Source organism: Nesterenkonia salmonea (assembly GCF_005771525.1).
Taxonomy (GTDB): Bacteria; Actinomycetota; Actinomycetes; order Actinomycetales; family Micrococcaceae; genus Nesterenkonia; species Nesterenkonia salmonea.
In genome coordinates this window covers 12,203-35,679 of sequence record NZ_VAVZ01000029.1, presented here as the reverse complement: position 1 = coordinate 35,679, position 23,477 = coordinate 12,203, and the positions used below count along the sequence as shown (strand labels likewise).

General features: G+C 60.0%; 26 protein-coding genes. 20 read left to right on the top strand and 6 right to left on the bottom strand.

Annotated elements, in window-relative coordinates; translation table 11 throughout:
• Positions 1-38: 38 nt before the first annotated feature.
• From rpmH to FEF26_RS16390, 8 genes are all read left to right on the top strand, one after another.
• The gene (gene rpmH, locus FEF26_RS10830) at positions 39-176 is read left to right on the top strand and encodes a 50S ribosomal protein L34 (RefSeq protein WP_138253553.1); all 138 of its coding nucleotides are present in this window, start codon (positions 39-41) and stop codon (positions 174-176) included.
• A gap of 81 nt (positions 177-257) precedes the next feature.
• Positions 258-632: a ribonuclease P protein component gene (gene rnpA / locus FEF26_RS10825; protein ID WP_138253552.1), complete on the top strand. Its 375-nt coding sequence runs from the start codon at positions 258-260 to the stop codon at positions 630-632.
• Entirely contained in the window at positions 629-1,078 is a 450-nt protein-coding gene (yidD, locus tag FEF26_RS10820; protein ID WP_243730531.1) for a membrane protein insertion efficiency factor YidD, read from the top strand. Before rnpA ends, yidD begins: the two co-directional genes overlap by 4 nt.
• Positions 1,079-1,165: 87 nt before the next feature.
• Positions 1,166-2,179 (top strand): membrane protein insertase YidC, encoded by a 1,014-nt coding sequence (yidC, locus tag FEF26_RS10815; protein ID WP_138253551.1) that lies wholly within the window; start codon positions 1,166-1,168, stop codon positions 2,177-2,179.
• Complete coding sequence (locus FEF26_RS10810) at positions 2,176-2,721, top strand: Jag family protein (RefSeq protein ID WP_138253550.1); 546 nt, start codon at positions 2,176-2,178, stop codon at positions 2,719-2,721. Before yidC ends, FEF26_RS10810 begins: the two co-directional genes overlap by 4 nt.
• A gap of 15 nt (positions 2,722-2,736) precedes the next feature.
• The gene (gene rsmG, locus FEF26_RS10805) at positions 2,737-3,411 is read left to right on the top strand and encodes a 16S rRNA (guanine(527)-N(7))-methyltransferase RsmG (protein WP_138253549.1); all 675 of its coding nucleotides are present in this window, start codon (positions 2,737-2,739) and stop codon (positions 3,409-3,411) included.
• An 85-nt stretch (positions 3,412-3,496) separates the two neighbouring features.
• Positions 3,497-4,387 carry a ParA family protein gene (locus FEF26_RS10800; protein ID WP_138253548.1) on the top strand — a complete coding sequence of 297 codons (891 nt, stop codon included), beginning with the start codon at positions 3,497-3,499 and terminating at the stop codon, positions 4,385-4,387.
• Positions 4,388-4,648: 261 nt separating this feature from the next.
• Entirely contained in the window at positions 4,649-5,890 is a 1,242-nt protein-coding gene (locus tag FEF26_RS16390; RefSeq protein ID WP_138253547.1) for a ParB/RepB/Spo0J family partition protein, read from the top strand.
• A 101-nt stretch (positions 5,891-5,991) separates the two neighbouring features.
• Here the strand turns inward: FEF26_RS16390 and trxA are convergent, their stop codons facing one another.
• The 5 genes from trxA to FEF26_RS15940 all read right to left on the bottom strand — a co-directional run bounded on the left by trxA (position 5,992) and on the right by FEF26_RS15940 (position 11,060).
• Positions 5,992-6,315 (bottom strand): thioredoxin, encoded by a 324-nt coding sequence (gene trxA, locus FEF26_RS10790; RefSeq protein ID WP_138253546.1) that lies wholly within the window; start codon positions 6,313-6,315, stop codon positions 5,992-5,994.
• A 37-nt stretch (positions 6,316-6,352) separates the two neighbouring features.
• Entirely contained in the window at positions 6,353-7,342 is a 990-nt protein-coding gene (trxB, locus tag FEF26_RS10785; protein WP_138253563.1) for a thioredoxin-disulfide reductase, read from the bottom strand.
• Positions 7,343-7,424: 82 nt separating this feature from the next.
• A complete protein-coding gene (locus FEF26_RS10780; RefSeq protein ID WP_138253545.1) occupies positions 7,425-8,666 on the bottom strand; it encodes a hypothetical protein in 1,242 nt (413 codons plus the stop codon).
• A gap of 77 nt (positions 8,667-8,743) precedes the next feature.
• Positions 8,744-10,543: a murein biosynthesis integral membrane protein MurJ gene (gene murJ / locus FEF26_RS10775; RefSeq protein ID WP_138253544.1), complete on the bottom strand. Its 1,800-nt coding sequence runs from the start codon at positions 10,541-10,543 to the stop codon at positions 8,744-8,746.
• Between the two features lie 22 nt (positions 10,544-10,565).
• On the bottom strand, positions 10,566-11,060 hold the full coding sequence (locus tag FEF26_RS15940; protein ID WP_138253562.1) for an NUDIX hydrolase: 495 nt from the start codon (positions 11,058-11,060) through the stop codon (positions 10,566-10,568).
• Between the two features lie 93 nt (positions 11,061-11,153).
• Here FEF26_RS15940 and FEF26_RS10765 point away from each other — a divergent pair, with 93 nt between their 5' ends.
• Together FEF26_RS10765 and FEF26_RS10760 are read left to right on the top strand one after the other, a co-directional pair.
• The gene (locus FEF26_RS10765; RefSeq protein WP_138253561.1) at positions 11,154-12,578 is read left to right on the top strand and encodes a CCA tRNA nucleotidyltransferase; all 1,425 of its coding nucleotides are present in this window, start codon (positions 11,154-11,156) and stop codon (positions 12,576-12,578) included.
• A 36-nt stretch (positions 12,579-12,614) separates the two neighbouring features.
• Entirely contained in the window at positions 12,615-12,854 is a 240-nt protein-coding gene (locus FEF26_RS10760) for a DUF4333 domain-containing protein (protein WP_138253543.1), read from the top strand.
• On the opposite strand, the gene FEF26_RS10755 is transcribed toward FEF26_RS10760, so the two are convergent.
• Positions 12,824-14,182, bottom strand: coding sequence for a glycosyltransferase family 87 protein (locus FEF26_RS10755; protein ID WP_243730532.1), 1,359 nt, complete (start codon positions 14,180-14,182; stop codon positions 12,824-12,826). The genes FEF26_RS10760 and FEF26_RS10755 overlap by 31 nt on opposite strands.
• Before the next feature lie 102 nt (positions 14,183-14,284).
• Here FEF26_RS10755 and FEF26_RS10750 point away from each other — a divergent pair, with 102 nt between their 5' ends.
• The 10 genes from FEF26_RS10750 (at position 14,285) to rpsR (ending at position 23,461) form a co-directional block, all read left to right on the top strand.
• Complete coding sequence (locus tag FEF26_RS10750) at positions 14,285-15,370, top strand: inositol-3-phosphate synthase (protein WP_138253541.1); 1,086 nt, start codon at positions 14,285-14,287, stop codon at positions 15,368-15,370.
• Positions 15,370-16,551, top strand: a complete 1,182-nt coding sequence (locus tag FEF26_RS10745) for a DUF418 domain-containing protein (protein ID WP_138253540.1) — start codon at positions 15,370-15,372, stop codon at positions 16,549-16,551. The genes FEF26_RS10750 and FEF26_RS10745 overlap by 1 nt, the downstream gene beginning before the upstream one ends.
• A 110-nt stretch (positions 16,552-16,661) precedes the next feature.
• Positions 16,662-17,585: an ABC transporter ATP-binding protein gene (locus FEF26_RS10740; RefSeq protein WP_138253539.1), complete on the top strand. Its 924-nt coding sequence runs from the start codon at positions 16,662-16,664 to the stop codon at positions 17,583-17,585.
• Positions 17,582-18,451, top strand: coding sequence for an ABC transporter permease subunit (locus FEF26_RS10735; RefSeq protein ID WP_138253538.1), 870 nt, complete (start codon positions 17,582-17,584; stop codon positions 18,449-18,451). Before FEF26_RS10740 ends, FEF26_RS10735 begins: the two co-directional genes overlap by 4 nt.
• Before the next feature lie 12 nt (positions 18,452-18,463).
• A complete protein-coding gene (locus FEF26_RS10730) occupies positions 18,464-19,921 on the top strand; it encodes a sensor histidine kinase (protein ID WP_138253537.1) in 1,458 nt (485 codons plus the stop codon).
• Positions 19,918-20,748 carry a response regulator transcription factor gene (locus FEF26_RS10725; protein WP_138253536.1) on the top strand — a complete coding sequence of 277 codons (831 nt, stop codon included), beginning with the start codon at positions 19,918-19,920 and terminating at the stop codon, positions 20,746-20,748. The genes FEF26_RS10730 and FEF26_RS10725 overlap by 4 nt, the downstream gene beginning before the upstream one ends.
• Before the next feature lie 25 nt (positions 20,749-20,773).
• The gene (locus tag FEF26_RS10720) at positions 20,774-22,084 is read left to right on the top strand and encodes a M18 family aminopeptidase (RefSeq protein ID WP_138253560.1); all 1,311 of its coding nucleotides are present in this window, start codon (positions 20,774-20,776) and stop codon (positions 22,082-22,084) included.
• A gap of 138 nt (positions 22,085-22,222) precedes the next feature.
• On the top strand, positions 22,223-22,522 hold the full coding sequence (rpsF, locus tag FEF26_RS10715) for a 30S ribosomal protein S6 (RefSeq protein ID WP_138253535.1): 300 nt from the start codon (positions 22,223-22,225) through the stop codon (positions 22,520-22,522).
• Between the two features lie 58 nt (positions 22,523-22,580).
• Entirely contained in the window at positions 22,581-23,144 is a 564-nt protein-coding gene (locus tag FEF26_RS10710) for a single-stranded DNA-binding protein (protein WP_138253534.1), read from the top strand.
• A gap of 74 nt (positions 23,145-23,218) precedes the next feature.
• The gene (gene rpsR, locus FEF26_RS10705) at positions 23,219-23,461 is read left to right on the top strand and encodes a 30S ribosomal protein S18 (protein WP_138253533.1); all 243 of its coding nucleotides are present in this window, start codon (positions 23,219-23,221) and stop codon (positions 23,459-23,461) included.
• The last annotated feature ends 16 nt before the right edge of the window (positions 23,462-23,477 follow it).

Here is a 23,477-nt window from a genome sequence, read left to right as displayed (position 1 = left end):
CTGCAAAGACTTCACGTCCATCACATTGGGAGTACACAGTGACCAAGCGGACTTTCCAGCCGAGCAATCGCCGCCGCAGCCGCAAACACGGCTTCCGGTCCCGCATGCGGACCCGCGCCGGCCGTTCCATCATTTCGGCCCGCCGTCGTAGCGGCCGCCAGAAGCTCTCGGCATAAGCGCATAAGAACAGCGGCAACGGCCCATCCCAGATTTCTTGGGGTGGGCCGTTGTCATGCCTATCGGAGTACCGTAGATCTATGCTTCCCGCGCCCCATCGCCTGACCACATCACAGGACTTCGCTACGGTGATGCGACGCGGAAGCAGGGCGGGAAGTGCCACCGTCGTGGTCTCGGCCCGGCTCCTGAGCAAACCCGCAGGACCGCGATGGCGATGTGGTTTCATCGTGTCAAAGACTGTCGGCAACGCCGTTGTAAGGCATAGGACAACACGGCGATTGCGACATATCGTCGCTGAGCTGATGCAAAGTCCGCAGATGGCCCTACCAGATGGTCTCAGCGTTGACTTTGCTGTCAGAGCTCTAGCAGATGCCGCTGCTGCTGACCACAGGACGCTGCGCGCCGATGTGGAATCCAGCCTGCGCCGATCGTTGAGAAAGGCACAGCGCCAGTGACCTGGATCCGGCACAGCGACTTCTACGACGAGGCCCACACCATCTCGGGTGAGGGAGAAATGGCGTCTCAGACCCACTCAGATGGTGACTCCGAGCCGTCGCCTCCTACGGAAGAAGAGATCCACCACAACTATTGGCCGTGGTGGCGACGTGCCGCGGCGTACCCATTGATTGCGTTCATCACGATTTGGCGGAAACTCGTCTCACCGCTCTACGGACAAGTCTGCGGGTTCTATCCAAGCTGTTCCGCCTACGGCCTCGAAGCAGTGACGGTACACGGTCTAGTTCGCGGCAGTGCTCTGACTGCCTGGCGGGTCCTGCGGTGTAATCCGTTCACCGGAGGCGGCGTCAACCACGTGCCGGCCTCTCCACGAGTATGGCCCGAAGAGGAACTTCCAGACATTGTGCGACTCAACCACCCCCCGATTCCTCGAGATCCAGACTGATCAAGTACCCTGAAGGTTGGTTTTCTCACCCTCCACGTGTCCGGCTCACAACAGTGCTGCCGCCGGACCTGACACCCTGAGAGAGTAATGGCTTTCCTAGACACTATTATGTGGCCCTTCAGCTGGGCAGTGTCCTTCATCCTGAGTGCCTGGCACAGTCTGCTGACTATGGTGGGCCTGCCTGAAGGCTCGGGTTGGAACTGGGCACTATCAATCCTGTTGCTGGTGCTCGTCATTCGGATCATTTTGATCCCGCTGTTTGTGCGCCAAATCAAGTCTCAGCGCGGGATGCAGATCATCCAGCCTGAGCTGAAGAAACTGCAGGCCAAATACAAGGGCAAGAAGGACCCGGTCTCCCGCCAGGCTCAGGTCTCCGAGCAGCAGGCATTGTTCAAGCGGCACAAGGTCAATCCGTTCATGACATGTCTGCCCATTCTGGCGCAGATGCCGATTTTCTTGGCACTTTTCTGGTGTTTGAACCGTATCGGCGGGTCCGGACGGATGGGCACTGGCGACGTCGATTACCAGGAAGAGGGCTACTACGCGCTTTCCAGCAGGGAAGTAACGAGCTTCGCCAACTCTCGGATCTTCGAAGTCGGCATGCCCGACACTCTGCTGGGCGCTGTCCAGGGAGACCCAGCCCTCATGGGCGGCACTGTGGCCGTTATCGCCCTCACCACGGTCATGATCATCATGATGGTCAGCACACAGTTCTTCACTCAGAAGCAGCTGATGCAGAAGAACATGTCGGAAGCAGCGCTGACGGGTCAGTTCGCCCAGACACAGAAGATCATGCTCTATGCGCTTCCTCTGGTGTTCATCTTCGGTGGTGTCTACTTCCCCGTGGGTGTCCTCATCTACTGGACTGCCACCAACTTCTGGACCATGGGTCAGCAGTGGTGGGTTATCCGGAACAACCCAACCCCCGGCTCGCTCGCCGAGAAAGAGCTGAACCTGCGGCGAGCAACCAAAGGACTGCCGCCAGTGGGCGAAGATGCCCGCAAGGCGCGTGAAGAGGCTGAGAAGCCCAAGGGCCAGCACAAAGGCCCCACCGCCCAGCCGAAGAAGAAGAAAAAGAAGAAGAAAAAGGGACAGCGATGAGCGAACAGACCACCCAAGACCAGCTCGTTGACGAGAGCTCGGAGGCGAAGGCCTCCGAGGTTGCCGTAACAAACGAGGACACTGGCGCTGATGAAGGGGACGTGGCTGCGGACTACTTGGAGGAGCTGCTAGACATCGTTGACCTCGACGGTGATATCGAGATCGAAATCCGGGGTGAACGCACCTTCATCTCCATTCAGGCTGAAGACGGTGGAGAAGAGCTCCAGGATTTGGTGGGCAATAAGGGTGAGACCCTCGACGCGCTCCAAGAACTCACTCGATTGGCTGTCCTCACAGCAACCGGTGATCGCACAAGACTCGTCTTGGATATTAACGGTCACCGTGCCGCCCGCAATGACGAACTCAAGCATTTGGCAGAAAAGGCCATCAGCGAAGTCAAGTCCGGCGCCGAACAGTCACACCTGGAACCAATGAGCGCTTATGAGCGCAAGATCGTCCACGACTTCATTGCTGATGCAGGAATGATCTCTGAGTCCGAAGGCGAAGGCAAACGACGTCACGTCGTTGTCACGGCTGAGTAAAAAGGGTCACCCACTATGACTGAACCTTTCTCCGAAGCCCGAGAAGAGCTGGCACCGGTTCCTGAACTTCAGGGGCGGCAACGTGAGGCTGCCGAGAGGTTCTTCGGAGACCGCTTAGCACTGGCTGAGCGTTATGTTGAGCATCTCTGCACCACAGGCATCACCCACGGCCTTCTCGGGCCACGTGAAGTCCCCCGGATGTGGGCACGCCATGTTCTCAACTGCGCAGTGCTGGGGCCGGAGCTGCCTGAGTCCGGCACAGTCGCTGACGTCGGCTCCGGGGCGGGACTGCCGGGGATTGCGTTGGCACTTGTCCGGCCCGATCTTGAGTTCACTCTCATTGAACCGATGGAACGGCGTGTGGACTGGCTGGATATGGTGATCAAGGACCTCGGCATGGAGAATGTGCAGGTCATCCGAGCTCGGGCCGAGGAAGTCGCTGACGAAGTCATGGCAGATGTGGTCACGGCCAGAGCTGTGTCAGCACTGAAGAAGCTCATACCCATGACGGTCCCCCTTCTCGATGACAAGGGGCAGCTCATCTTCTTCAAGGGACGCTCGGTGAAGGATGAAATTGAGGCTGCTCAGAAGTCGCTGAAGCGGTTCAGGCTGCGCGCCCCTGAAGTTCAGACACTGGGTGAAGAAGTTCTCGAAGAGCCGACGACGATCGTTCGCACCAGACGGCGCTAGTTTGCCTTGGGCACTCAGCTGTGTGTCCAGCATGGGCTGAGGGTCGACTCCTCAGGTGTCAGCTGAAGGCGATAGTCTTGTTCCTATGACCGAATCCTTGTCCGACTCCCCGCTTGCTGCCCAGTTGAAGGATGAACAGGACCGCCGCAGAAAACTCTCGGGACTCGCCTTGGAAAGACCAGCGGAAACACGAATTTTTACTGTTTCCAATCAAAAGGGCGGGGTTGGAAAGACAACCTCTACGGTGAATCTGTCAGCGGCCCTAGCAGATCAGGGATTCAACGTTTTAGTCATCGATATCGACCCCCAGGGCAACGCCTCGACGGCTTTGGGGATCCCCCACTCGGCGGATACGGATTCCATCTACGATGTGCTGATTGATGATCTTTCTCTGGCGGATGTGGTCGCTGACTGTCCAGACGTTGATGGCCTGTCAGTTGTACCGGCCACTATTCACCTCGCCGGCGCGGAGATTGAGCTGGTGTCTTTGGTCGCCAGGGAACAACGACTACAGCGTGCATTGGAAGAGTACTTCCGTCATCGTGAGAGCCAGGGTCAAGAAAGGTTGGACTACGTCTTTATTGATTGTCCGCCTAGCCTGGGATTGTTGACCGTTAATGCGTTCGTGGCAGCCCAAGAAGTTCTCATTCCTATCCAATGTGAGTACTACGCACTGGAGGGTCTGAGTCAGCTGTTGAATAATATTCACATGATTCAAAAGCATTTGAACCCTGTGCTGCGGGTTTCGACGATCCTGCTGACAATGTACGACGGTAGAACCAACCTTGCCTCGCAGGTAGTCAGCGAAGTCAAGGAGCACTTCGCGGAGGAGGTGCTGTCCTCAAAGATCCCACGCAGTGTCCGGATCGCTGAGGCACCGAGCTATCAACAGTCCGTCATCTCCTACGATCGCTCGTCGTCAGGCGCACTGGCATACCTTGAAGCAGCTGCTGAGATTGTGAAGCGCAGCAACTAGGAATCTCAGAGGTGGCGGTTTCACGTGAAACTTATCCGTGGAATCTAGGTTCTGTGAACGACACGAGGTTAGGTGGCTGAAGGCAACGCCTAACAGTGGTGACAACCATATTCCTTGGTGCGGTGTGTGCAGATGGCCGCTGGTCCACCCCATGAATCAGATGGCATACGAAGTTGTTTCACGTGAAACGGCGCAGTCGCCTTCTGAAGAGACCAGACGCATCTACAATTGGGGGATTAACACACAGAGTTGGAGGACAGAGTGGCGGAACGAAAGAAGCGGGGACTGGGACGAGGGCTCGGTGCCCTCATTAATAGTGATAGCGAGGACGGAGTCTCCGGGGCGGCCGTTCGTGCCGTACCGGCGCTGGAACCTGAGATTGAGCCGGAACCCATTGACGTGTCTCGAACCACCGGGGCGCCTGAGAGACCCATAGATGTCTTCTTTTCCGCTAAGTCTCATCTCGAAACTCAGCGTGTTTCACGTGAAACGGCATCAGATTCACCGAAAACACGAACTAGCAATTCGCCCCGCAATCTGACTACCTCGCGCCGAAAGCAGGGCACGAGGCGAGCTGAAATGCCGGATGTTTTGGGAACCCAGTCCCCCGCAAACCTTCGTGAGACTCAAAGTACAGAAGCCGCTGAGCCCCCGGTTTCACGTGAAACGGCAACCAGCTCGGCCGCGGGAGCAGTGTTTATGGATGTCCGGGTTGACCGCATACGCCCTAACCCTCGGCAGCCCAGAGAGGTTTTTGATGAGACGGACATGGCTGAACTCATTCACTCAGTCCGAGAGGTAGGTGTACTGCAACCTATTGTCGTCCGTCCTCTGGAGCACGACCACTTTGAACTGATCATGGGTGAGCGGCGTTGGCGCGCATCGCAGACAGCAGGCCGCGAGACGATTCCTGCGGTTGTGAGGAAGACAGCGGACGAGGATCTGCTGCGGGATGCTCTGCTTGAGAATATTCATCGATCCGAACTGAATCCGCTAGAAGAAGCCGCAGCTTACCGGCAGCTTCTGGACGATTTCGATATCAGCCAAGAAGAGCTGTCGCGCCGTATTGGGCGATCCCGGCCTCAGATTTCGAATACTCTGCGTTTGATGAAGCTACCGGCCGGGGTACAAAGAAGAGTCGCTGCCGGAGTTCTGTCCTCTGGACACGCTCGGGCGCTGCTCAGCATTGACGACGAAAAGCATATGGAAGAACTCGCCCAGCGCATCGTGTCGGAAGGACTCTCTGTGCGCAGCGCTGAGGAAGAAGCGCTCCTTGTGAAAGGACGGCAGGAATCTGACACCGTTTCACGTGGAACGCACCGGCTGCCGACAGCGACGCGGATTCAGGAGTTAGATGAGTATGCGGAGGCCTTAACTGACCGTCTGGATACCCAGGTAAAGATTAGCCTTGGTGCGAAGAAGGGTCGGATTGCGATCGACTTCGCCTCATTGGAAGATTTGGAGCGAATTCTTGAGCATATGGGTGTCTACGTACAAAGATAGCTAGGCAACGCAGCTGCAGCACATAAAAACGTCCCCCCTGAAGACTCTTCAGGGGGGACGTTTCACGTGAAACGGCTAGTACCGGATCGCGAACTCAGAGCTTACAGCCACTGGGCGAACTCCTGCTCTAGAGCTGGCTTGGGCTTTGCCCCGATGGATGCATGAACCTTTTCCCCACCGTCGAAGGCAAAAACGGCGGGAATGGAGGTAATGCCATACTTGGCAGCAGTTCCGGGATTCTCATCTACATTGAGCTTGACAACCTCGATCTTGGCCGTGTGCTCGTCGGCTAGCTTTTCGAGTTCGGGTCCAAGTGCCCGGCAGGGGCCGCACCATTCAGCCCAGAAGTCGACCAGGACTGTTTTGTCGGCTTTGAGGACATCGTCCTCGAACGTGGCGTCGGTTACGGCTTTGATCTCAGCCATGGGATGTTCCTTTCATTCAGGGGTCAGTGATGCGCTCTCAGCCGGCGGCTACGTCGACCTTCGGCGTCTGGTGAGCTTCTGCGGCATCGGTATCTGCTGTGTCAGCGAGGTACTCTTCAACGTCCAGTGCAGCGACACAACCAGATCCAGCAGCTGTGATGGCTTGGCGGTAATGGGGATCGAGAACATCACCAGCAGCGAAGACACCAGGCAGCGATGTCCGTGATGTCCGCCCCTCCACCTGAACCGTGCCCTCGGAGGTTAGATCCACTTGATCAGCGAACAGCTGGACTCGAGGGTCATGACCGATGGCCACAAAGAGACCTGACACGTCAAGGGTTGATTCCGTGCCGTCAACAAGGTTACGCAACTCAAGTTCGCTGACTTTGCCATCGCCACGGACCTCAATGACCTCGGTGTCCCAGATAAACTCGATCTTTTCATTAGCCTTCGCTCGGTCTGCCATGATCTGGGAGGCGCGCAAGGAGTCTCTGCGGTGGATGACATACACCTTGGAGGCGAACTTAGTGAGGAAGAGAGCTTCCTCCATCGCCGAATCGCCACCACCGACGACCGCAATGACCTGGTCGCGGAAGAAGAAACCATCACACGTTGCGCACCAGCTCACACCGTGGCCCGACAGTTGCTTTTCTCCCGGTACACCGAGTTCCCGGTACGCCGAACCCGTAGCCAAGATGACAGACCGGGCGTGCAGAGTCCCCCCGGAGCCGAGTGTGATCTCCTTGATGGGGGCGTCGAGCTTCAGGGCTGTGGCATCCTCATTGCGAATATCTGCACCGAACCGACGGGCTTGGGCTTCCATGTTCATCATGAGGTCAGGACCCATGACTCCCTCAGGGAATCCTGGGAAGTTTTCCACGTCTGTGGTGTTCATGAGCTCACCACCAGCAGTGACTGAGCCGGCCAAGACGATGGGGCTCAAATTAGCGCGGGCTGTGTATACAGCAGCGGTGTATCCGGCGGGTCCTGAGCCAACGATGATGACGTCGTGAACCTGATCGGGCATTTGGTGAGTCACAGTAAGTACGTCCTTGATGTATCGAAAGGTGTCGATGTAGCCAACAGGTCTCTGCGGCGGGATATTCCAATCAGCTCGTGAGAGCTGTGAATACGATGATGGCAGCTATCAGGATAAGAATGCCAAGAACCCCGGCTGCAATCCAGCGACTGAGCTGAGGGGAGGCCCGCTCGTCCGACTGAGGCTGTGCTTTGGGCGCAGAGGTGGGGAATGCTGTGGGGGAGTTGGTCTTCACAGCACTGATGAGACTCGTAAAACTGGCAGGATCTTGGGAAGCACCGGCACCTTCTGTAGGGTCCATAGGACCTGATGGCCCGGCATGCGAGTTCTCATCAGGGTGCGGCGGTGCCAGTTGGTCAAGATTGTGCCGGTCGTACTCTTCCAGCGGCTCTTCGGGCGGGTTGTCCACTACCTCTTCACCCTCAGCAATGAGATCATCCACTGCTGGCTCAGATTGGGCTGAGACGGGCTTGTCCGGCTCAGCATGCAGCTCAGCTGCTGGGACAGGCTCGGAGACCGGGTCCTGCGGTGCCGAGACATCGAATGGCTTATCTGATGAAGGAGACTCTGAAGCCAGGTCACCAGCAGGCGCTGTTGCTTGGGCTTCAGGTCTTTGCTTCACGGCTGAAATCGTGTCCTCAGCCGAATCAGCTGCTGAGCTCACACTGACTTCATCCAGATCGGTGCGGAGCGAAAACTCGATGCGACTGATTTCCTGGCTCAACCCGTGGGCATCGCCCGCCGACTCAAGTGCTGACTCCAGCTCGGCCTGAGTGTGCTGCGGTTCAGGAGTAGGGGCGGGCCGATGAGCTGGGGTGACCTTGTCCAAGAATGCGGGTCTGCGATCGCGCCTGCGTTGCTCCCTCTCTCCGGAGGCGCGTCCAGAGTGGAGCCGTGCGTAGTACTCGGCGTCGTCGTCATACGTCTGGGGCTGCATCTCCCGCGAACGTCCGAAGAGCTCCGAGCCCAACGAATCGGTGTAGTAGGGCTCCACGAAGGGCGCACTGTCAGGAACTACGAGATCCAGCAGATCATTGGGATCAACCAGGGTGGAAATGAGGAAAGTGCGGTCTTCCGCGAGGCCGAGGTCTAGAACCTCCACATGAGAATGTCGCTCTCCTGTGGCAAGTTCCTTCGCCGAGGTGGCGACCTGCTTAGCGTTCGCGCGGGAGGCCAGCAAGACAGAGACCTCGCGGCCTAGGACCTGATCGGTGGCCTGGAAGACTATGTCCTGGTCGGCCGAGGTCACCACGTGGCGAGTGATGCGGTAGCGACCGCCCACCACATCGCCGATGCCTAACGGCTGGGGCACGAGCTATTCCTCCCGGTGTACTTATCAGAATCGTCGATGGCTAAGCCTACCGGGGATATCTGTGTACTCGGAGTTGATCACGGTGCCAGGCGCGCCAGCGCCGGTACGCGCCGAGCCACAGGCTCCAGGAACTCCCCAAACTCGCGGACCTTAGCCGCTCGCAGCACCACAAAGTAGACAAGACCCATGACAGCGACGACGACGGAGCAGGTCACTGCTGCTGTGGCAATGGAATTCCACGCGAAGCCCCAGGTGAAGCCGCCGAAAGGAGTCAGTACGAGGAAGCCAGCACATCCGGCTGCCAAGGCGGCGAAGCCCGCACTGATGTATGCCTGAAGCACACTTCCGAGGCCGTAGGGACCCCACCGAGCCACTGCTATCCGGTGGAATATGAGGGTCCGGGCGATATTGAGCGCACTGAACAGTGTGACCACCACATACGGCAGATACTGGGTGGGCAGCAGGGCCGCACAGGTGTAGGTGATGATCAGGCCCACAGGGGCAAGAATGCAGGTCACCACCATGGGCGTTTTGGCATCCTCCGCAGCGTAGAAGGTGCGCATGAGGTAGAACTGCGCGGAGCGGAAGGGCAGCCCCACAGCGTAGATCAGCAGAAGTTGCCCGATAGCTGCGCCGGCCAGGATCGAATCGGCATCGTTACCGCCGAAGAGCCGGCCGATGGGACCCGCCAGCACCACGAAAACCACGGTGGAGAACATCACGGGTATGGCGAAGATGCGCAGCCCCCGGTTGAGGGTTGTCCGGGCGGAGGAGAAGTCGGAGTTCTGCATGGAGGCGGTCATCTGGTTGAACAGCACTGTGGCTATGGAGAGGACGAACACCGAATGGGGCAGCAGAACAATGAGCTCCGCAATATTCGCCGCGTATTCGCCCGGCAGCCCGGCCCCGTCCACCAGCCCTTCACGCACAACTGTGGCGCCGGATACCAGCCGCATATGCAGCAGCGTGGAGAAGTTGCCCACCATCATGGTGATAAGCGTCCACAGCGCAATCCTGCCAGTCTGTTCCAAACCCAGGCCCCGGACTCCGAATTTGGGCTTCAGTGAGATGCCCAGCTTGGACAGCGGCCAGAGCAGCAGCGCCGCCTGCGCGATGACCCCGAGGGTATGTCCGCCGGCGAGGACCACTGTCTGCGAGGTGGTCCATTCAGCCGCTTGATTGCCCTCAGCGGAGTAGCTGCCAAAGCTGATGATGAACACGACGACGAACCCAATGGCGATCACGTTGTTCAACACCGGGGCCCACATGTACCAGCCGAATTTGGCGTTGGCGTTGAGGATCTGACCCACCACAGCGTAGAGCCCGTAGAAAAAGATCTGCGGCAGGGTCCACAGGGCGAATGCCGTCCCGAGGGCCAGCTGGGCCTCGGTCCAGTTGTAGGTCAACGCAGAGATGATGGGGTAGGCCGCAAGAGTGATGATCAGTGCTGCGGCGCCAAGGACCACCACCGTGAGAGTCAGCAGACGTGACGTGTAATCCGCACCTTTATCCGGTGCCTTCGCCGCCTTGATGAGCTGTGGCACCAGCACCACATTGAACATGCCACCAGCCAAAAGCACATAGATGATGTTCGGGATCGAATTAGCCTTTTCGAACACATCCGCCATGGTGGTGGTGGCACCGATGGCGATGCCCAGCAAAGCAGTTCGCACAAACCCCAGCACACGGGAGACGGTGGTTCCTGCGGCCATCAGTGTTGAGGCTGCAGCCATCCCGGAACGGGGCACATGGGCGGGGGCGTCGTCGCTGGTGTTCTGCTCAGCGGGCTGCGCTGGAACGGAGTTCTCGGCGGGCCGGCTGGGTGTCTGCGCCACGCCCCGGTGGCGTGGACGGTAGGAAGAAGGTGTGGGGGTCATCGGTGGCGACTATAGCTGGTACTCACAAGGAGTCCTGGATGACCTGCCTGGCGAGCTTGACGATCCGCCGCTCGTTCGGGAAGGAGAGAACCCGGTCAAGGTCCTCCAGATTGACCCACGCAACGTCCACCGCTTCATGATCGGGGTCCTTTTCGATGGTCAGTTCACCACCCACCGCCTCGAGCAGAAAGTGGTGGACAGTTTTGTGCACCCGGTGGGTGGGCACAGTGAACCAGTACTCGATGCTGCCGAGGTTCGTCAGGATCGATCCGGCGATCCCGGTCTCTTCCTCCACCTCGCGGACCGCAGCCTCCTCATAATTCTCATCACCTTCCGGGTGGCCCTTAGGCAGACACCACTCCAGGCGGCCTCCGCGGTTGTAGCGGGCAATGATCGCCACATCAAAACCCTTAGAAGCTGGGGTGATCACGACGCCGCCCGCACTGACTTCTTCAACTGTGGGCAGGTGCCGGCTCGAGCGCCCCAGAGCAGAACCATTGGCACGGCGAGCACCCATCGACACTGTCAGGGGGGTGCGCCGTTCACCTCCGGTTTCCGCGTTGGTCATGTACCTACTTTAACTGGGGCATGTGTAAAACTGTTCAGCGTGATGGTTTCCCTCCCCCAAGGCTTCCCTGCAGGTGCCGAAATACCTGACGTCGTCGTCGAGCTTGGTGAGGTGTTTGCCCGTGCCGGTCACGACCTCTCTCTGGTGGGCGGACCGGTGCGCGACCTCTTCCTGGGGCGTCAGTCTCCGGACCTTGACTTCACCACTGACGCGACCCCTGACCAGATAATCGCCGCAGTCGGCGGGTGGGCGGATGCCCATTGGGACATCGGCCGGGCGTTCGGGACGATCGGGATCCGGCGCGGCGGCCAGACGCTTGAGGTCACGACCTACCGGTCTGAAGCGTATGACCCTACGTCACGCAAGCCCAAGGTGCAGTTCGGCGAGTCGCTGGCCGATGACCTGGTTCGCCGGGATTTCACGGTGAACTCCATGGCGCTGCGGCTGCCCAGCTTTGAACTCATTGACCCGCACGGCGGTGTGCGGGATCTGGCCAGCGGAGTGCTGCGCACCCCAGCTACGGCCCAGGAGAGTTTCAGCGATGACCCGCTGCGCATGATGCGCGCGGCCCGGTTCGCCTCTCAGCTCGGCCTCAATGTGGCGGAGCCGGTGCGTGAGGCGATGACTGAGATGGCAGACCGGCTGCGGATCGTCTCTGCGGAGCGGATCCAGGCTGAGCTGGTGAAGCTGATCTGCGGCAAGAACCCCCGGGCGGGAATCGATGTGATGGTCGAGACGGGACTGGCCGAGGTTGTGCTGCCCGAGATCCCTGCGCTGAAGCTGACCGATGACGAGCACCGCAGGCATAAGGACGTCTACCAACACTCCCTGCAGGTGATGGAACAAGCCATGGAGCTGGAGACCGGCTTGGAGGGCCCAGTGCCGCGGCCCGATTTCGTCCTGCGGTTCGCGGCCCTGATGCACGACATCGGCAAACCCAAGACTCGCCGATTTGAACCCGGCGGTGGAGTGAGTTTCCGTCACCACGATGTGGTGGGGGCCAAGCTCACACGCAAACGCATGCAGGCACTGAAGTTCGACAAAGAAAGCACCCGGGCTGTGTCACACCTGGTGGAGCTTCACATGCGTTTCTACGGCTACGGCGACCAAGGGTGGACCGACTCCGCCGTCCGCCGCTATGTCACAGACGCTGGCGACCAGTTGGAGCGACTGCATCGGCTCACCCGCTCGGATGTCACCACGAGGAACCGGAAGAAATCCGCCCGGCTGGCCCATGCCTATGACGATCTGGAGACCCGGATCAGTGAGCTGCAGGAAGAAGAGGAACTGGCGAAGATCCGTCCCCACCTCAACGGTGAGCAGATTATGGAGATCCTGGACATTCCGCCCGGACCGCAGGTGGGTAAGGCCTATAAGTTCTTGCTCGACCACCGGATGGAGAATGGGCCGCTGGATCACGACGCCGCGGTCGCGCTGCTCAAGCAGTGGGCCGACGAGAACCCGTAAGGCACAACAAGCTATTGATCTAAGAGAGAGCAGAAAATGAACAGGACCACACGAGTAGTTGTTGGACTCGACGCCGAGTTCCCCGAAGATGTACCCCACGAGGTGGACTGCCCTGAGGATATGGAAGCCGAGGAGGGCGAGCGGATGACGTGTGAGTTCACCGACTCCGCCAGCGCCGGCTCTGTTGATGTGGAGATCGTGAGCGTCGATGGCAACGACATCGAATACGAGGCGGAAATCGCCAGTTATGGTGAGGACGCTGAAGACACGGACTGAGTTCGGTACATATTTCTGATGACCATCACGCAGATGTACACCGTTGACAGAACATGACCGAACACTGCGGCCACATAGATTTTCTCGTCGAAGAGGTGCTGCGGTTCAGCCTCACTGACCTGCGCCGCAAGATGCATCCAGATGGCCCAGAAATGCAGTAGTTGGAACACGTGCCATATCAGCACGTCACGCAGTCTCAATCCTGCCAATGCGATCAACGGAACCAACCACAGCATGAACTGTGGGGAGTACACCTTATTGAAGATCATGAAGGCCGCCACAATCAGCAGCAGGAGCTGCACCACATCAGGACGTTGGCGAGCGGTTACACCGATCACCAACACTGCGGCGCAGCTGGCGGCGAACAGAGCGAAGCTCCAGCCGGAGACGGCGTCGGCCGATAACGCCGAGCCAGAAATCACTCCCCAGACCTGCCAGATCGAGGACCAACCGGCGCCCCGCTCAGCAGAGAAGACATAGAACTCACTCCACGCAGAAAAGTTCGTCACCATCACCGGAACATTGATCAGAGTCCAGGCGAGCACGCCGCCCACAGCCATCCTGGCGCAATCAGCCCACTCGACGGCGTCGTCGCCCTTTTCTTTGCGCAGAAGGGTGCGCGCGGCCAACGTGAAGACGGCACCCAATAGGAACAGCGGGTACAGCTTGAAGGATGCTCCAATCCCCAACAGCACCCCAGCGATCAGCCACTTCCTGCGCAGACAGAAGAGCACAGCCAGCGCCAGTGCTGCAGCGGGAAAAATGTCCCAGTTGATCCCTACCCCAAAGATGATGGCTGGCGACAACGCAACAATGGCAGCGTTCCACGGCCGAGCTCCTGCGGCCTTCAGCACCGCAAGTGTCAGAACGAACCAGGCCAGCGCCCCGGCGAGGAACGTCAGGTCCCAATACAGCAGACCTGTGCGCTCACCCCAGTAGTCCAGCGCAGTCCCGCCCAGCACGCCATCAACACCGTGGGTCGCGGAGGCCACAGCGGAGGCCAGGAACATGGTCAGTGCGGGATACTCAAAGCCGGAGTAGGAGCTCAAAAACGGAGCCCAGGGGTGTTGATCGAAGTCCCGGGACGCCCACAGCGCTGAGACATCCGAATAGCAGCCCCAGTGATACACGCCGGTGCCGCCCCAGCCGTTGATGCGGCAGTACTGGGAGGCCAGCAGGGCCAGAAGGACTCCCATGGCAGTCAGCGCCGTCAGAATGCGGGCTGCACCCCGCGCGCTGCCGCGTCCAGAGCGCGCACGGGTGCCCGTCGGACCGCCCCAACGGTCTGACAGGTGGTCCACCAGTGGGTCTGACATAGGCTGGAGCATCTTGGTCACATGCCCCAGCCTATGATGAGCAGGGAGTGGCGACCACGGGAGCGGGTCAGTCCCGTGCCCTCCTACCTGCAGCAATCGAAAGGAAACGATTCCGTGTCAGAAAATCCGGTCCGGGTAGCCCTTGTGGGCATCGGCAACTGCGCAGCATCACTGGTTCAGGGAGTTGAGTACTACAAAGACGCCCAAGACGATCAGGACGTTCCGGGTCTGATGCATGTGCGCTTCGGCGATTACCACATCAACGATGTGAAGTTCGTGGCAGCCTTTGATGTCGACGACAAAAAAGTCGGCAAAGACCTCTCGGAAGCGATCACCGCCAGCGAGAACAACACCATCAAACTCGCCGATGTGCCCTACAGCAGCGTCAATGTCCAGCGCGGTCCCACAATGGACGGTCTTGGTGACTACTACCGGCAAACCATCGATGAATCAGCATTCGACCCAGTGGACGTGGTCGCAGCACTGAAAGAGGCCCGCGCAGAGGTCGTGGTCTGCTACCTCCCCGTCGGCTCAGAAGAGGCGGCCAGATTCTACGCTCAGGCAGCGATCGACGCCGGCTGTGCGTTCGTCAACGCTCTGCCGGTGTTCATTGCCGGGACACCAGAGTGGGCGCAGAAGTTCACCGATGCAGGGCTGCCGATTGTCGGCGATGACATCAAATCTCAGGTGGGTGCCACGATCACCCACCGCGAGCTGGCGCATCTTCTGGAGGACCGGGGTGTGCACCTTGACCGCACGTACCAGCTGAACTTCGGCGGAAACATGGACTTCATGAACATGCTCCAGCCAGATCGGCTGACCTCAAAGAAGGTCTCCAAGACGCAAGCGGTGACATCCAACACATCAGCCAAACTGGCCGACCGCGATGTTCACATTGGACCGAGTGACTATGTGCCATGGCTGGACGACCGCAAATGGGCCTATATCAGGCTCGAAGGCCGCAACTTCGGCGATGCGCCCCTGTCCATTGAGCTGAAGCTTGAAGTCTGGGACTCCCCGAACTCGGCCGGCGTCATCATTGATGCGGTCCGGGCGGCAAAGATTGGTCTGGACCGAGGCATCGGAGGGCCCCTGCTTTCAGCGTCGAGCTACTTCATGAAGTCCCCGCCGGAACAGTTCCACGACTCTGTAGCGCACGAAAAGGTCGAAGCGTTCATCCGCGGTGAGGTCGACCGCTGATGAACCCACGGGTGAACGCAGTCGACGCGCTGCGATCCCTTGCTCTGCTGGGGATTCTCAGCGTCAACATCTGGTTCTTCGCCCACCCAGAGATGCTCACCACGGGGATGCGTGGCGATGCTGAAGGGTCAACTGCCGACCAGCTCGTGCGCTTCGGTGTCTCATTGGTCTTCGAAGGAAAGTCCTACGTCCTGTTCAGTTTCCTCTTTGGACTGAGCTTTGTTTTCGCCTGGGCCAGAGCGTACGAGTCCGGCGCCAGTGAGACACGACGCTCGATCCGACGCTTCACAGCGCTGATCACTCTGGGTCTGCTGCACGGACTCTTCCTGTTCGCAGGAGACATCCTCCTGGCCTACGGAATCCTCGGCTTCATCCTCCTAGGGATGCGCAGGATCTCCACCAGGGCAGCTCTGCTGACCGCCGGTGTGATCTACGCCGTCATGGTCTTCGTTCTGGTTGTACTGGGGCTGGTCACCATGACTCTGGAAGACACGATGGGAGACGCCGCCCTGGCCTTCGGAAACCCTCAGGACGCGGTGGCCGCGTATACCGGATCAGTCACTCAGTGGTTCGCCTTCCAGCTGGCTGCCTACCCGTCAGCGTTGGTCTCGGTGCTGTTCGTCCAAGGACCAGTGGCGTTTGCTGCGTTCCTCGTGGGTCTTGTGGTCGGCCGGGCTCGATTGGTGGAGCGCATCGTCGCCGGAGAGTTCAGTACCAAACGCCTGATGAGTATCGGGGTGCCGACCCTTGCGGTCGGGCTGGCGCTGAGCAGCATCGCTGCCCTCCTGACGTGGGGATCCCCGGGCAGCACCGGTTATGTGCCCGGGATCGGCGCGGAGTTGTTGGGCACCGCTGTGAACTTTGCTGCGGGACCAGTGCAGGCCTGCGGGTATGTGGTGCTTCTCATGGTGCTCTTCCGATCGGCCGAAAGGCTCACGGCAGCCCTGGCCCCGGCCGGGCGCATGTCACTGAGCAACTACTTGGGTCAGTCACTGATCATGGTCATCCTCTTCTCAGGTGTGGGTTTCGGTCTTGGCGGGCAACTGTCTGAGGTGACTGTCGGCGTCGTCGTTCTTGGAATATGGCTGGCCCAGCTGGCACTTTCCCACCTGTGGTTCAGCCGGTTCCGCCGCGGCCCTGTAGAAGTCCCCTTCCGGGCATGGTCCTACAGGGGTACGTGAAGATCAGTCTGCGGGGTGATGTGCTCAGCCTGCCGGTGGAGAACACTGGTATGCACAGGCCGGAGATCCGGCTGAGGTGAATGACGCACGGCGGGAAGTGAGCGCGAGAGATGATCACCGCAGAGAATCTGCACAAGAGGTACGGCTCGAAGAACGCAGTCGACGGCATCAGCTTCCAGCTGCAGCCCGGCAAGGTCACCGGCTTCCTGGGACCCAACGGGTCGGGGAAGTCCACCACAATGCGCATGGCAGTTGGTCTGGACAGGCCGACCTCCGGCTCCATCACCATCGATGGAAAACAGTTCTCCCAGCACAAGGCACCCATGCGCACTGTGGGGGCAGTCCTGGACGCCGGGGCCACCCACCCGGGACGGACCGGGAAATCCCACCTGAAGGTCTTGGCGGCCACGCATGGCATCAGTGCTTCGCGGGTTCAGCATGTCATTGAGCTGACCGGGTTGGGTGAGGTCGCCGGCAAACGCATCAAGGGGTACTCCTTGGGGATGAACCAGCGCCTGGGCATTGCTGCCGCGCTGCTGGGGGATCCGGCAGTGCTGATGTTTGATGAGCCGGTCAACGGGCTCGACCCGGAGGGTGTGCGCTGGGTTCGGAGCCTGGCCCGGCAGATGGCTGCTGAGGGTCGAACGGTCTTCGTCTCATCCCATCTGATGAGCGAAATGTCGCAGACGGCGGATCACCTTATTGTGCTGGGCCGCGGTCGGATCATCGCTGACGCCCCCATCCAGGAGCTGCTCAACTCAGGTGAGCAGCGGGTGCTGGTCCGCACTGAGCAGACGTCCGACTTGGCGAACGCACTGACGGCACGGGATGTGTCGATCAGTCACATTGACGCGGAGACCCTTCAGGTGACCGGGCTTGATCCGCGGAGCATTGGGCGCCGGGCCCTGGAAGCGCAGGTGGTTCTCCATGAGCTGACCCCGCAGCTGACCACACTGGAGGATGAATACATGAAACTGACTGGCGACCACGTCGAATACCGGTCCGGCGGAGCTTTTGAGGAGGCTGCCCAGTGAACACCACGCACATCAATACCGCCACCGCGACACCGCGCACCTTCACCATTGACAGCACGCTCTCGGGGGTGAGTTTTCTCGCAGCAGCTCGTTCGGAGTTCGCCAAGCTCAAAGCCCTGCGCACCAGCTGGTGGCTCTCCATCATCACCGTCGCGCTGGGTGTGTTCATCGCCGGCGCAGTGGCGTTCTCCTTCCAGCAGTTCGCGGCCGACGATTCGGCAATGGCCGGTGACGCGCTCCAGATAGCTATCCAGGGTCAGGCCGGCAGCTACTTCGCAATGATCCTCCTGGGCTCCCTGGGCGTCATCGCGATTACCACTGAGTACTCCACCGGAGCCATCCGCTCAAGTCTCACCGCAGTTCCGCAGCGTTTCCTGCTGCTGAGCGCCAAAGGGCTTGCCCTGGTGATCTGGACGGCTGCGGTGACAGCCGTGATGGTCCTGCTCAGCCACGGGCTGACCAGCATCATCGCTGAGCCCTTGAGTCTGGGCGACATCTTCGATGCTGAGATCGCGGGGATGTACGCTGCTTCGTGGGTTTCCGTGGTGCTGACCTCGCTGCTGGGCTTCGGTCTCGGGCTGCTGCTGCGCAGCTCGGCTGGCGGCATCGTGATCCTGGCGGTCATCATGTTCGTCCTGCAGATGGTGCTGTCGATCCTCTACGGAGTGACCGGCAACGCCGCGTGGGTGGAAGTGCTGATGCAGGCTGAGTACATGAACCTGGTGGACAACGCGGTGAATCCGAATGCCGGCGAGTTCTCCATGGTTCCCGCTCTGGAAGCATGGCAGGCATATGTCGGACTGCTGATCTGGGTCGCAGTGCCCATGACATTGGGTGCGCTCCGGTTTAGTCACCGCGACGCATGATGAGATAGAAGCATGACGACGCCGCCTCCGCAGGACACCGCGACAGGCGGCGGTGCCATGCTCCCCTCATCACCGGGGTCAGTGGAAGCGGTGTCGGAAGAGCCCGCCAATCTTTCAGAGTCGATCAGCGGATGGGACGACCTGGGCCTGATCCGCCGACCAGGACTACGAGGCTGGTTTCGCAGGCACCCACGGTGCATGAATGCAGTGGTCGTGGGGGTGTACGTCCTCTACGCCCTGTGGTCCTTCCCGCTCGCGTTCGTGGATATGGGGGACGACGCCTGGTGGTTGGCCCTAGGAATCGTTGTGATTTCGGCAGCCCTTTGTTTCCGCCGAGCGCGCCCGCTGACCGTCTTGGTGCTGGTCGCCCTCTTCGAGGCTGCCATGCTTTTCCACTACCCGTGGCAGGGCGCACAAATGATGGGACTCTGTCTGGCTGCCTATTCGGTCGGCCTCCACTACGGACTGAAGTGGAGCCTACTGGCGGCGCTGCCGGCCTGCGCCTTGGGGTACAGCACCCTGCTCGTCGCTGATGTGTGGCTGGCTCACCACGGAGGGGGCTTCTGGGCGGACTACTACTCGACCCAGGGGCTTGGAGCATTTGAGGCGCTAGTGGTCACCGCTGTGGTGATGTTCTTTGTGGTGGGAATCTCCGCTGGCATTGGTGCCGCAGTGCGCCGCGGGCACCGTCATGAGCGCGAAATTGTCAACTGGGCGCGGAAATCGCATCAATTGGCGCAGCTGGGCGAACGAAACCGGATCGCCCGGGAGATGCATGACGTAGTGGCTCACTCGCTCTCCGTGATGGTCTCTTTGGCTGACGGAGCCCGGGTGGTGGCTAAGAAGAACCCAGAGCGAGCGGCTGAAGTGATCGGTGAAGTCTCGGCAACCGGGCGCGGTGCCCTGGCTGATATGCGCCGAGTCATCGGAGTGCTGCGGACGGGGGACGCCCCAGACACGGTTCGGCGTCCCATCACCGAATCTCTGGAGGGCCTCTACGAAAGTTTCCGACAGGCCGGAGTTTCCCTTCATGTGGAGCAGTCAGGTCCCGCTCTTCCGGATGACGCGGCATTCGGCCTGACGGTCCACCGCATCATCCAAGAGTCGCTGACCAATGTTCTGCGCTACGGCCGCGGGGTCAACCGGGTGGAGGTCGGTATCGAACACCTCATGGCCACCGAGGATGAAGATTGTGACCGGCTCAGTGAACAGGGATTCTCTGCGAAAGAACAGCAGGCGCTGGGACTGATCGGTGAGGAACAGGTGATCATCACCATCACTGACGATGGTATTCCGCCGGCTCCGGGGACCAGGCGTGAGTCGATTGGGTCCCAATTGGGAATCCAAGGAATGCAGGAGCGGGCAAGCTTTTACAACGGTTCGGTCTATGCCGGACCGGGCAAGCATCGGGGTTGGATGGTGCGGGCCGTACTCGAACCACCAGCAGCCGCCAAGAAGGGAACGGGATGAGCGAGACGATCAAGGTCATGTTGGTGGATGACCAGCACCTGCTGCGGATGGGATTCAAGCTCATTCTGGAAGGAGAGGACGATCTCCAGGTAGTCGCTGAAGCCGGCGACGGTCGGGAAGCTCTGGAGACCCTGGACTCTTTGGGCCAAGAGCTCCCGGATGTGGTGCTGATGGACGTGCGAATGCCGCGAATGGACGGCATCGAGGCCACAGAGCGGATCGTTGAACGTTTCGGTGATGTGCGCGTAATTATTCTCACCACGTTTGACCTGGATGAGTACGCGTTTTCCGGACTGCAGGCCGGTGCCAGCGCGTTCTTGCTCAAGGATGTGGAGCCGGAGGACCTGGTGGATGCGGTCCGTGTGGTCGCCTCCGGTGACGCGGTCGTAGCCCCCCGCATCACTCGGCGCCTTTTGGAGATGTACGTGCGCCAGTCTCAGTCTCCGTCCTCGCCAGCTCCGGCCTCTCAGCACAGCAGACCCCCCGCGCACCGGACATCTGGCGCTGTGGCTCAGAGCCCCGGCGAGGACGCCGGCGGACCCCGCACGGGGTCAGCTTCATCAGACGAGGCGACGGGAAGTTCACCCTCAGGACAGCAGATCGCGACCGCGCTCGACGACGGCGTAATACGCGAAGCCCTCACTGCACGGGAAGCAGAAATGCTCTTCGCGGTTGCTGAAGGTTTGTCGAACGCGGAGATCGCTGAGCGGTTCTTCCTGTCCGAAGCGACAGTGAAAACTCATGTGCGCCGAATCCTCAACAAGCTGCAGCTGCGCGACCGGGTTCAGGCCGTGGTCTACGTCTACCAATCTGGGCTCATCGGCTGAACCCAGCCGTAGGATGGGAAGAATGATGTCAACCCCCACAGCATTGAGTACCGATGAACTCATCGAGGACCTCAGCAGCTTCGTCACAGAGTCGCCGTCGTCCTATCACGCCGCAGCGGTCACCGCGCAACGATTGGTTGAGGCTGGCTTCACGCATCTCGGTGAACACCAGGACTGGCCCGTTGAGCCCGGAAGATACGTGGTGGTTCGTGATGGCGCCGTCTTGGCTTGGGTTATTCCACAGGGCGCAGGGCCCACGACGCCGCTGCGTGTGCTTGGTGCCCATACCGACTCTCCTGGGTTCAAACTGAAACCAAAGTCCACTGTCGTCAGACAGGGGTGGGTTCAGGCAGGTGTGGAAGTCTACGGCGGCCCGCTGCTGAATTCGTGGCTGGACCGCGAGCTGCGCCTGGCAGGTCGAATCGTCACGCGCGACGGCGCCACCCACCTGGCTGCTACGGGACCAGTAGCGCGCATCCCGCAACTGGCGATCCACCTGGACCGCCAAGTCAATAATGACGGCGTGAAGTTGGGCAAGCAGCAGCAGACTATGCCGATCCTGGCGGTAGCCGGGTCCCAGGAGGCGGCTGCTGAAGCTGATGTCCTGGATCTGGTCAGTCGCTCAGCCGGGGTGGGAGCAGACCAGGTGGACGGCTACGACGTCGTGATCGCTGACGCTCAGGCACCAGCCCGGTTCGGTACCAAGAATGAGTTCCTAGCCTCCGGCAGGCTGGACAACCTCTCCTCGGTGTATGCGGGCTTGCAGGCAATCTGCGCCGCGGACGGCTCAGCTGGTGTCATTCCCATACTGGCCGCTTTCGACCATGAGGAGCTAGGCTCAGCATCTCGTTCAGGAGCGGCCGGACCGTTTTTGGAGGAAGTGCTCGACCGCATCTACGAGGGTTTACAGGCAACAGTGTCACAGCGCGCCCAGGCATACGCGGGATCATGGCATCTGAGCGCCGATGCCGGCCACGCGGTGCATCCGAACTACTCAGAGCGCCACGACCCGGCGAACCGGCCCCTGCCCAATGCCGGGCCGCTGCTGAAGATCAACGCCAATCAGCGGTACACCACCGACGCCCCTGGTGCGGCGATGTGGGCGCAGGTGTGCCGGGCCGCTGGGGTGCCCAGTCAGGAGTTCGTGGCCAATAATGACATTCCCTGTGGCTCAACGATCGGACCCATCACCGCTACTCGGTTGGGTCTGCGGACCGTGGATGTAGGGGTCCCGCTGCTGAGCATGCACTCGGCCCGGGAGATGTGTGGGGTCGATGACATCGCCTATCTGCGCGACGCTGTGATTGCCTTCTTCACCCAGGAGCTCACAGTCTGACCAGCCCGTTCGTACTCATCCGGGATTAGGGGTAACATGGTGCGGTCTGTGCCGATGACTGTCGGCATGGAACACCACGCAAAGAACCTCCTGTTACGGAAATCCCGTGACCGCAAGACCGAAGGAGGTGGGTTCATAATGCGTCATTACGAACTAATGGTGCTGGTCGACCCTGAGGTCGACGAGCGCACCGTAGAGCCCACACTGGGCAAGTACATGGAACTGATCAAGAAAGATGGTGGAACCGTCGACGAGGTCGACATTTGGGGACGCCGTCAGCTGACTTTCGAGATTCAGAAGAAGACTGAGGCGATTTACGCCGTCGTGAATTTCCACTCCACCCCTGACTCCGCTAAAGAGCTGGACCGTCTGCTGCGCTTGAATGAGACTATTCTGCGCACCAAGATCATCCGCCCTGAAGAGTTCAAGGTCGCCTAAGACAGGCATCTGGGCCCAGAATATTTGGTACACGAACTACTGAAAAGAGGTACACCACATGGCCTATAACGAAACTGTCATCACCGTCGTCGGAAACCTGACCGCTGACCCAGAGCTCCGGTTCACTCCCTCCGGGGCACCGGTGACCAACTTTGTCATCGCTTCCACACCCCGCTACTTCGACCGTCAGGCCAATGAGTACAAGGACGCAGAAACACTCTTCGTCCGCTGCTCACTCTGGCGTGAAGCTGCGGAAAATGTCTGCGAATCGCTGACAAAGGGCACACGCGTTGTTGCTCAAGGACGCCTCAAAGCTCGCAGCTTCGAGGACAAAGAGGGCAACAACAGGACCAGCTGGGAACTCGACGTCGACGAGATTGGCGCCTCATTGCGTTACGCCACGGCCAAGATCGAACGTCAGGCGCCCCGCCAGGGCGGCGGCGGATTCGGTGGCAACCAAGGCGGTGGCAACCCGGGCGGTGGGTTCGGAGGAGGCCAGCAACCCGGTGGATTCGGCGGAGGCTCGCCCAACAGCGGCGGGCAACAGTCGGACCCCTGGGGCGGACAGCCTTCGCAGGGCGGCGGCTGGGACGCCGGCAGCAACGACGAACCCCCGTTCTAACGCTTTACTTACTGACAACTATTCACCATCCCGCGTAAGAGCGCGGGCTCCCCATCATGAAAAGGAGCACCACGATGGCAAAGGCTGATATCACCAAGAAGCCAAAGCCCAAGGCGAACCCGCTGAAGGCTGCTGACATCAAGGTCATTGACTACAAGGACACTGCCCTGCTTCGGAAGTTCATCTCCGACCGTGGCAAGATCCGCGCCCGCCGTGTGACCGGAGTATCGGTCCAGGAGCAGCGCAAGATCGCCCAGGCGATCAAGAATGCCCGCGAAATGGCCCTGCTGCCGTACTCCGGCGCTGGCCGCGGCTGATTACTGAGGAAGGAAA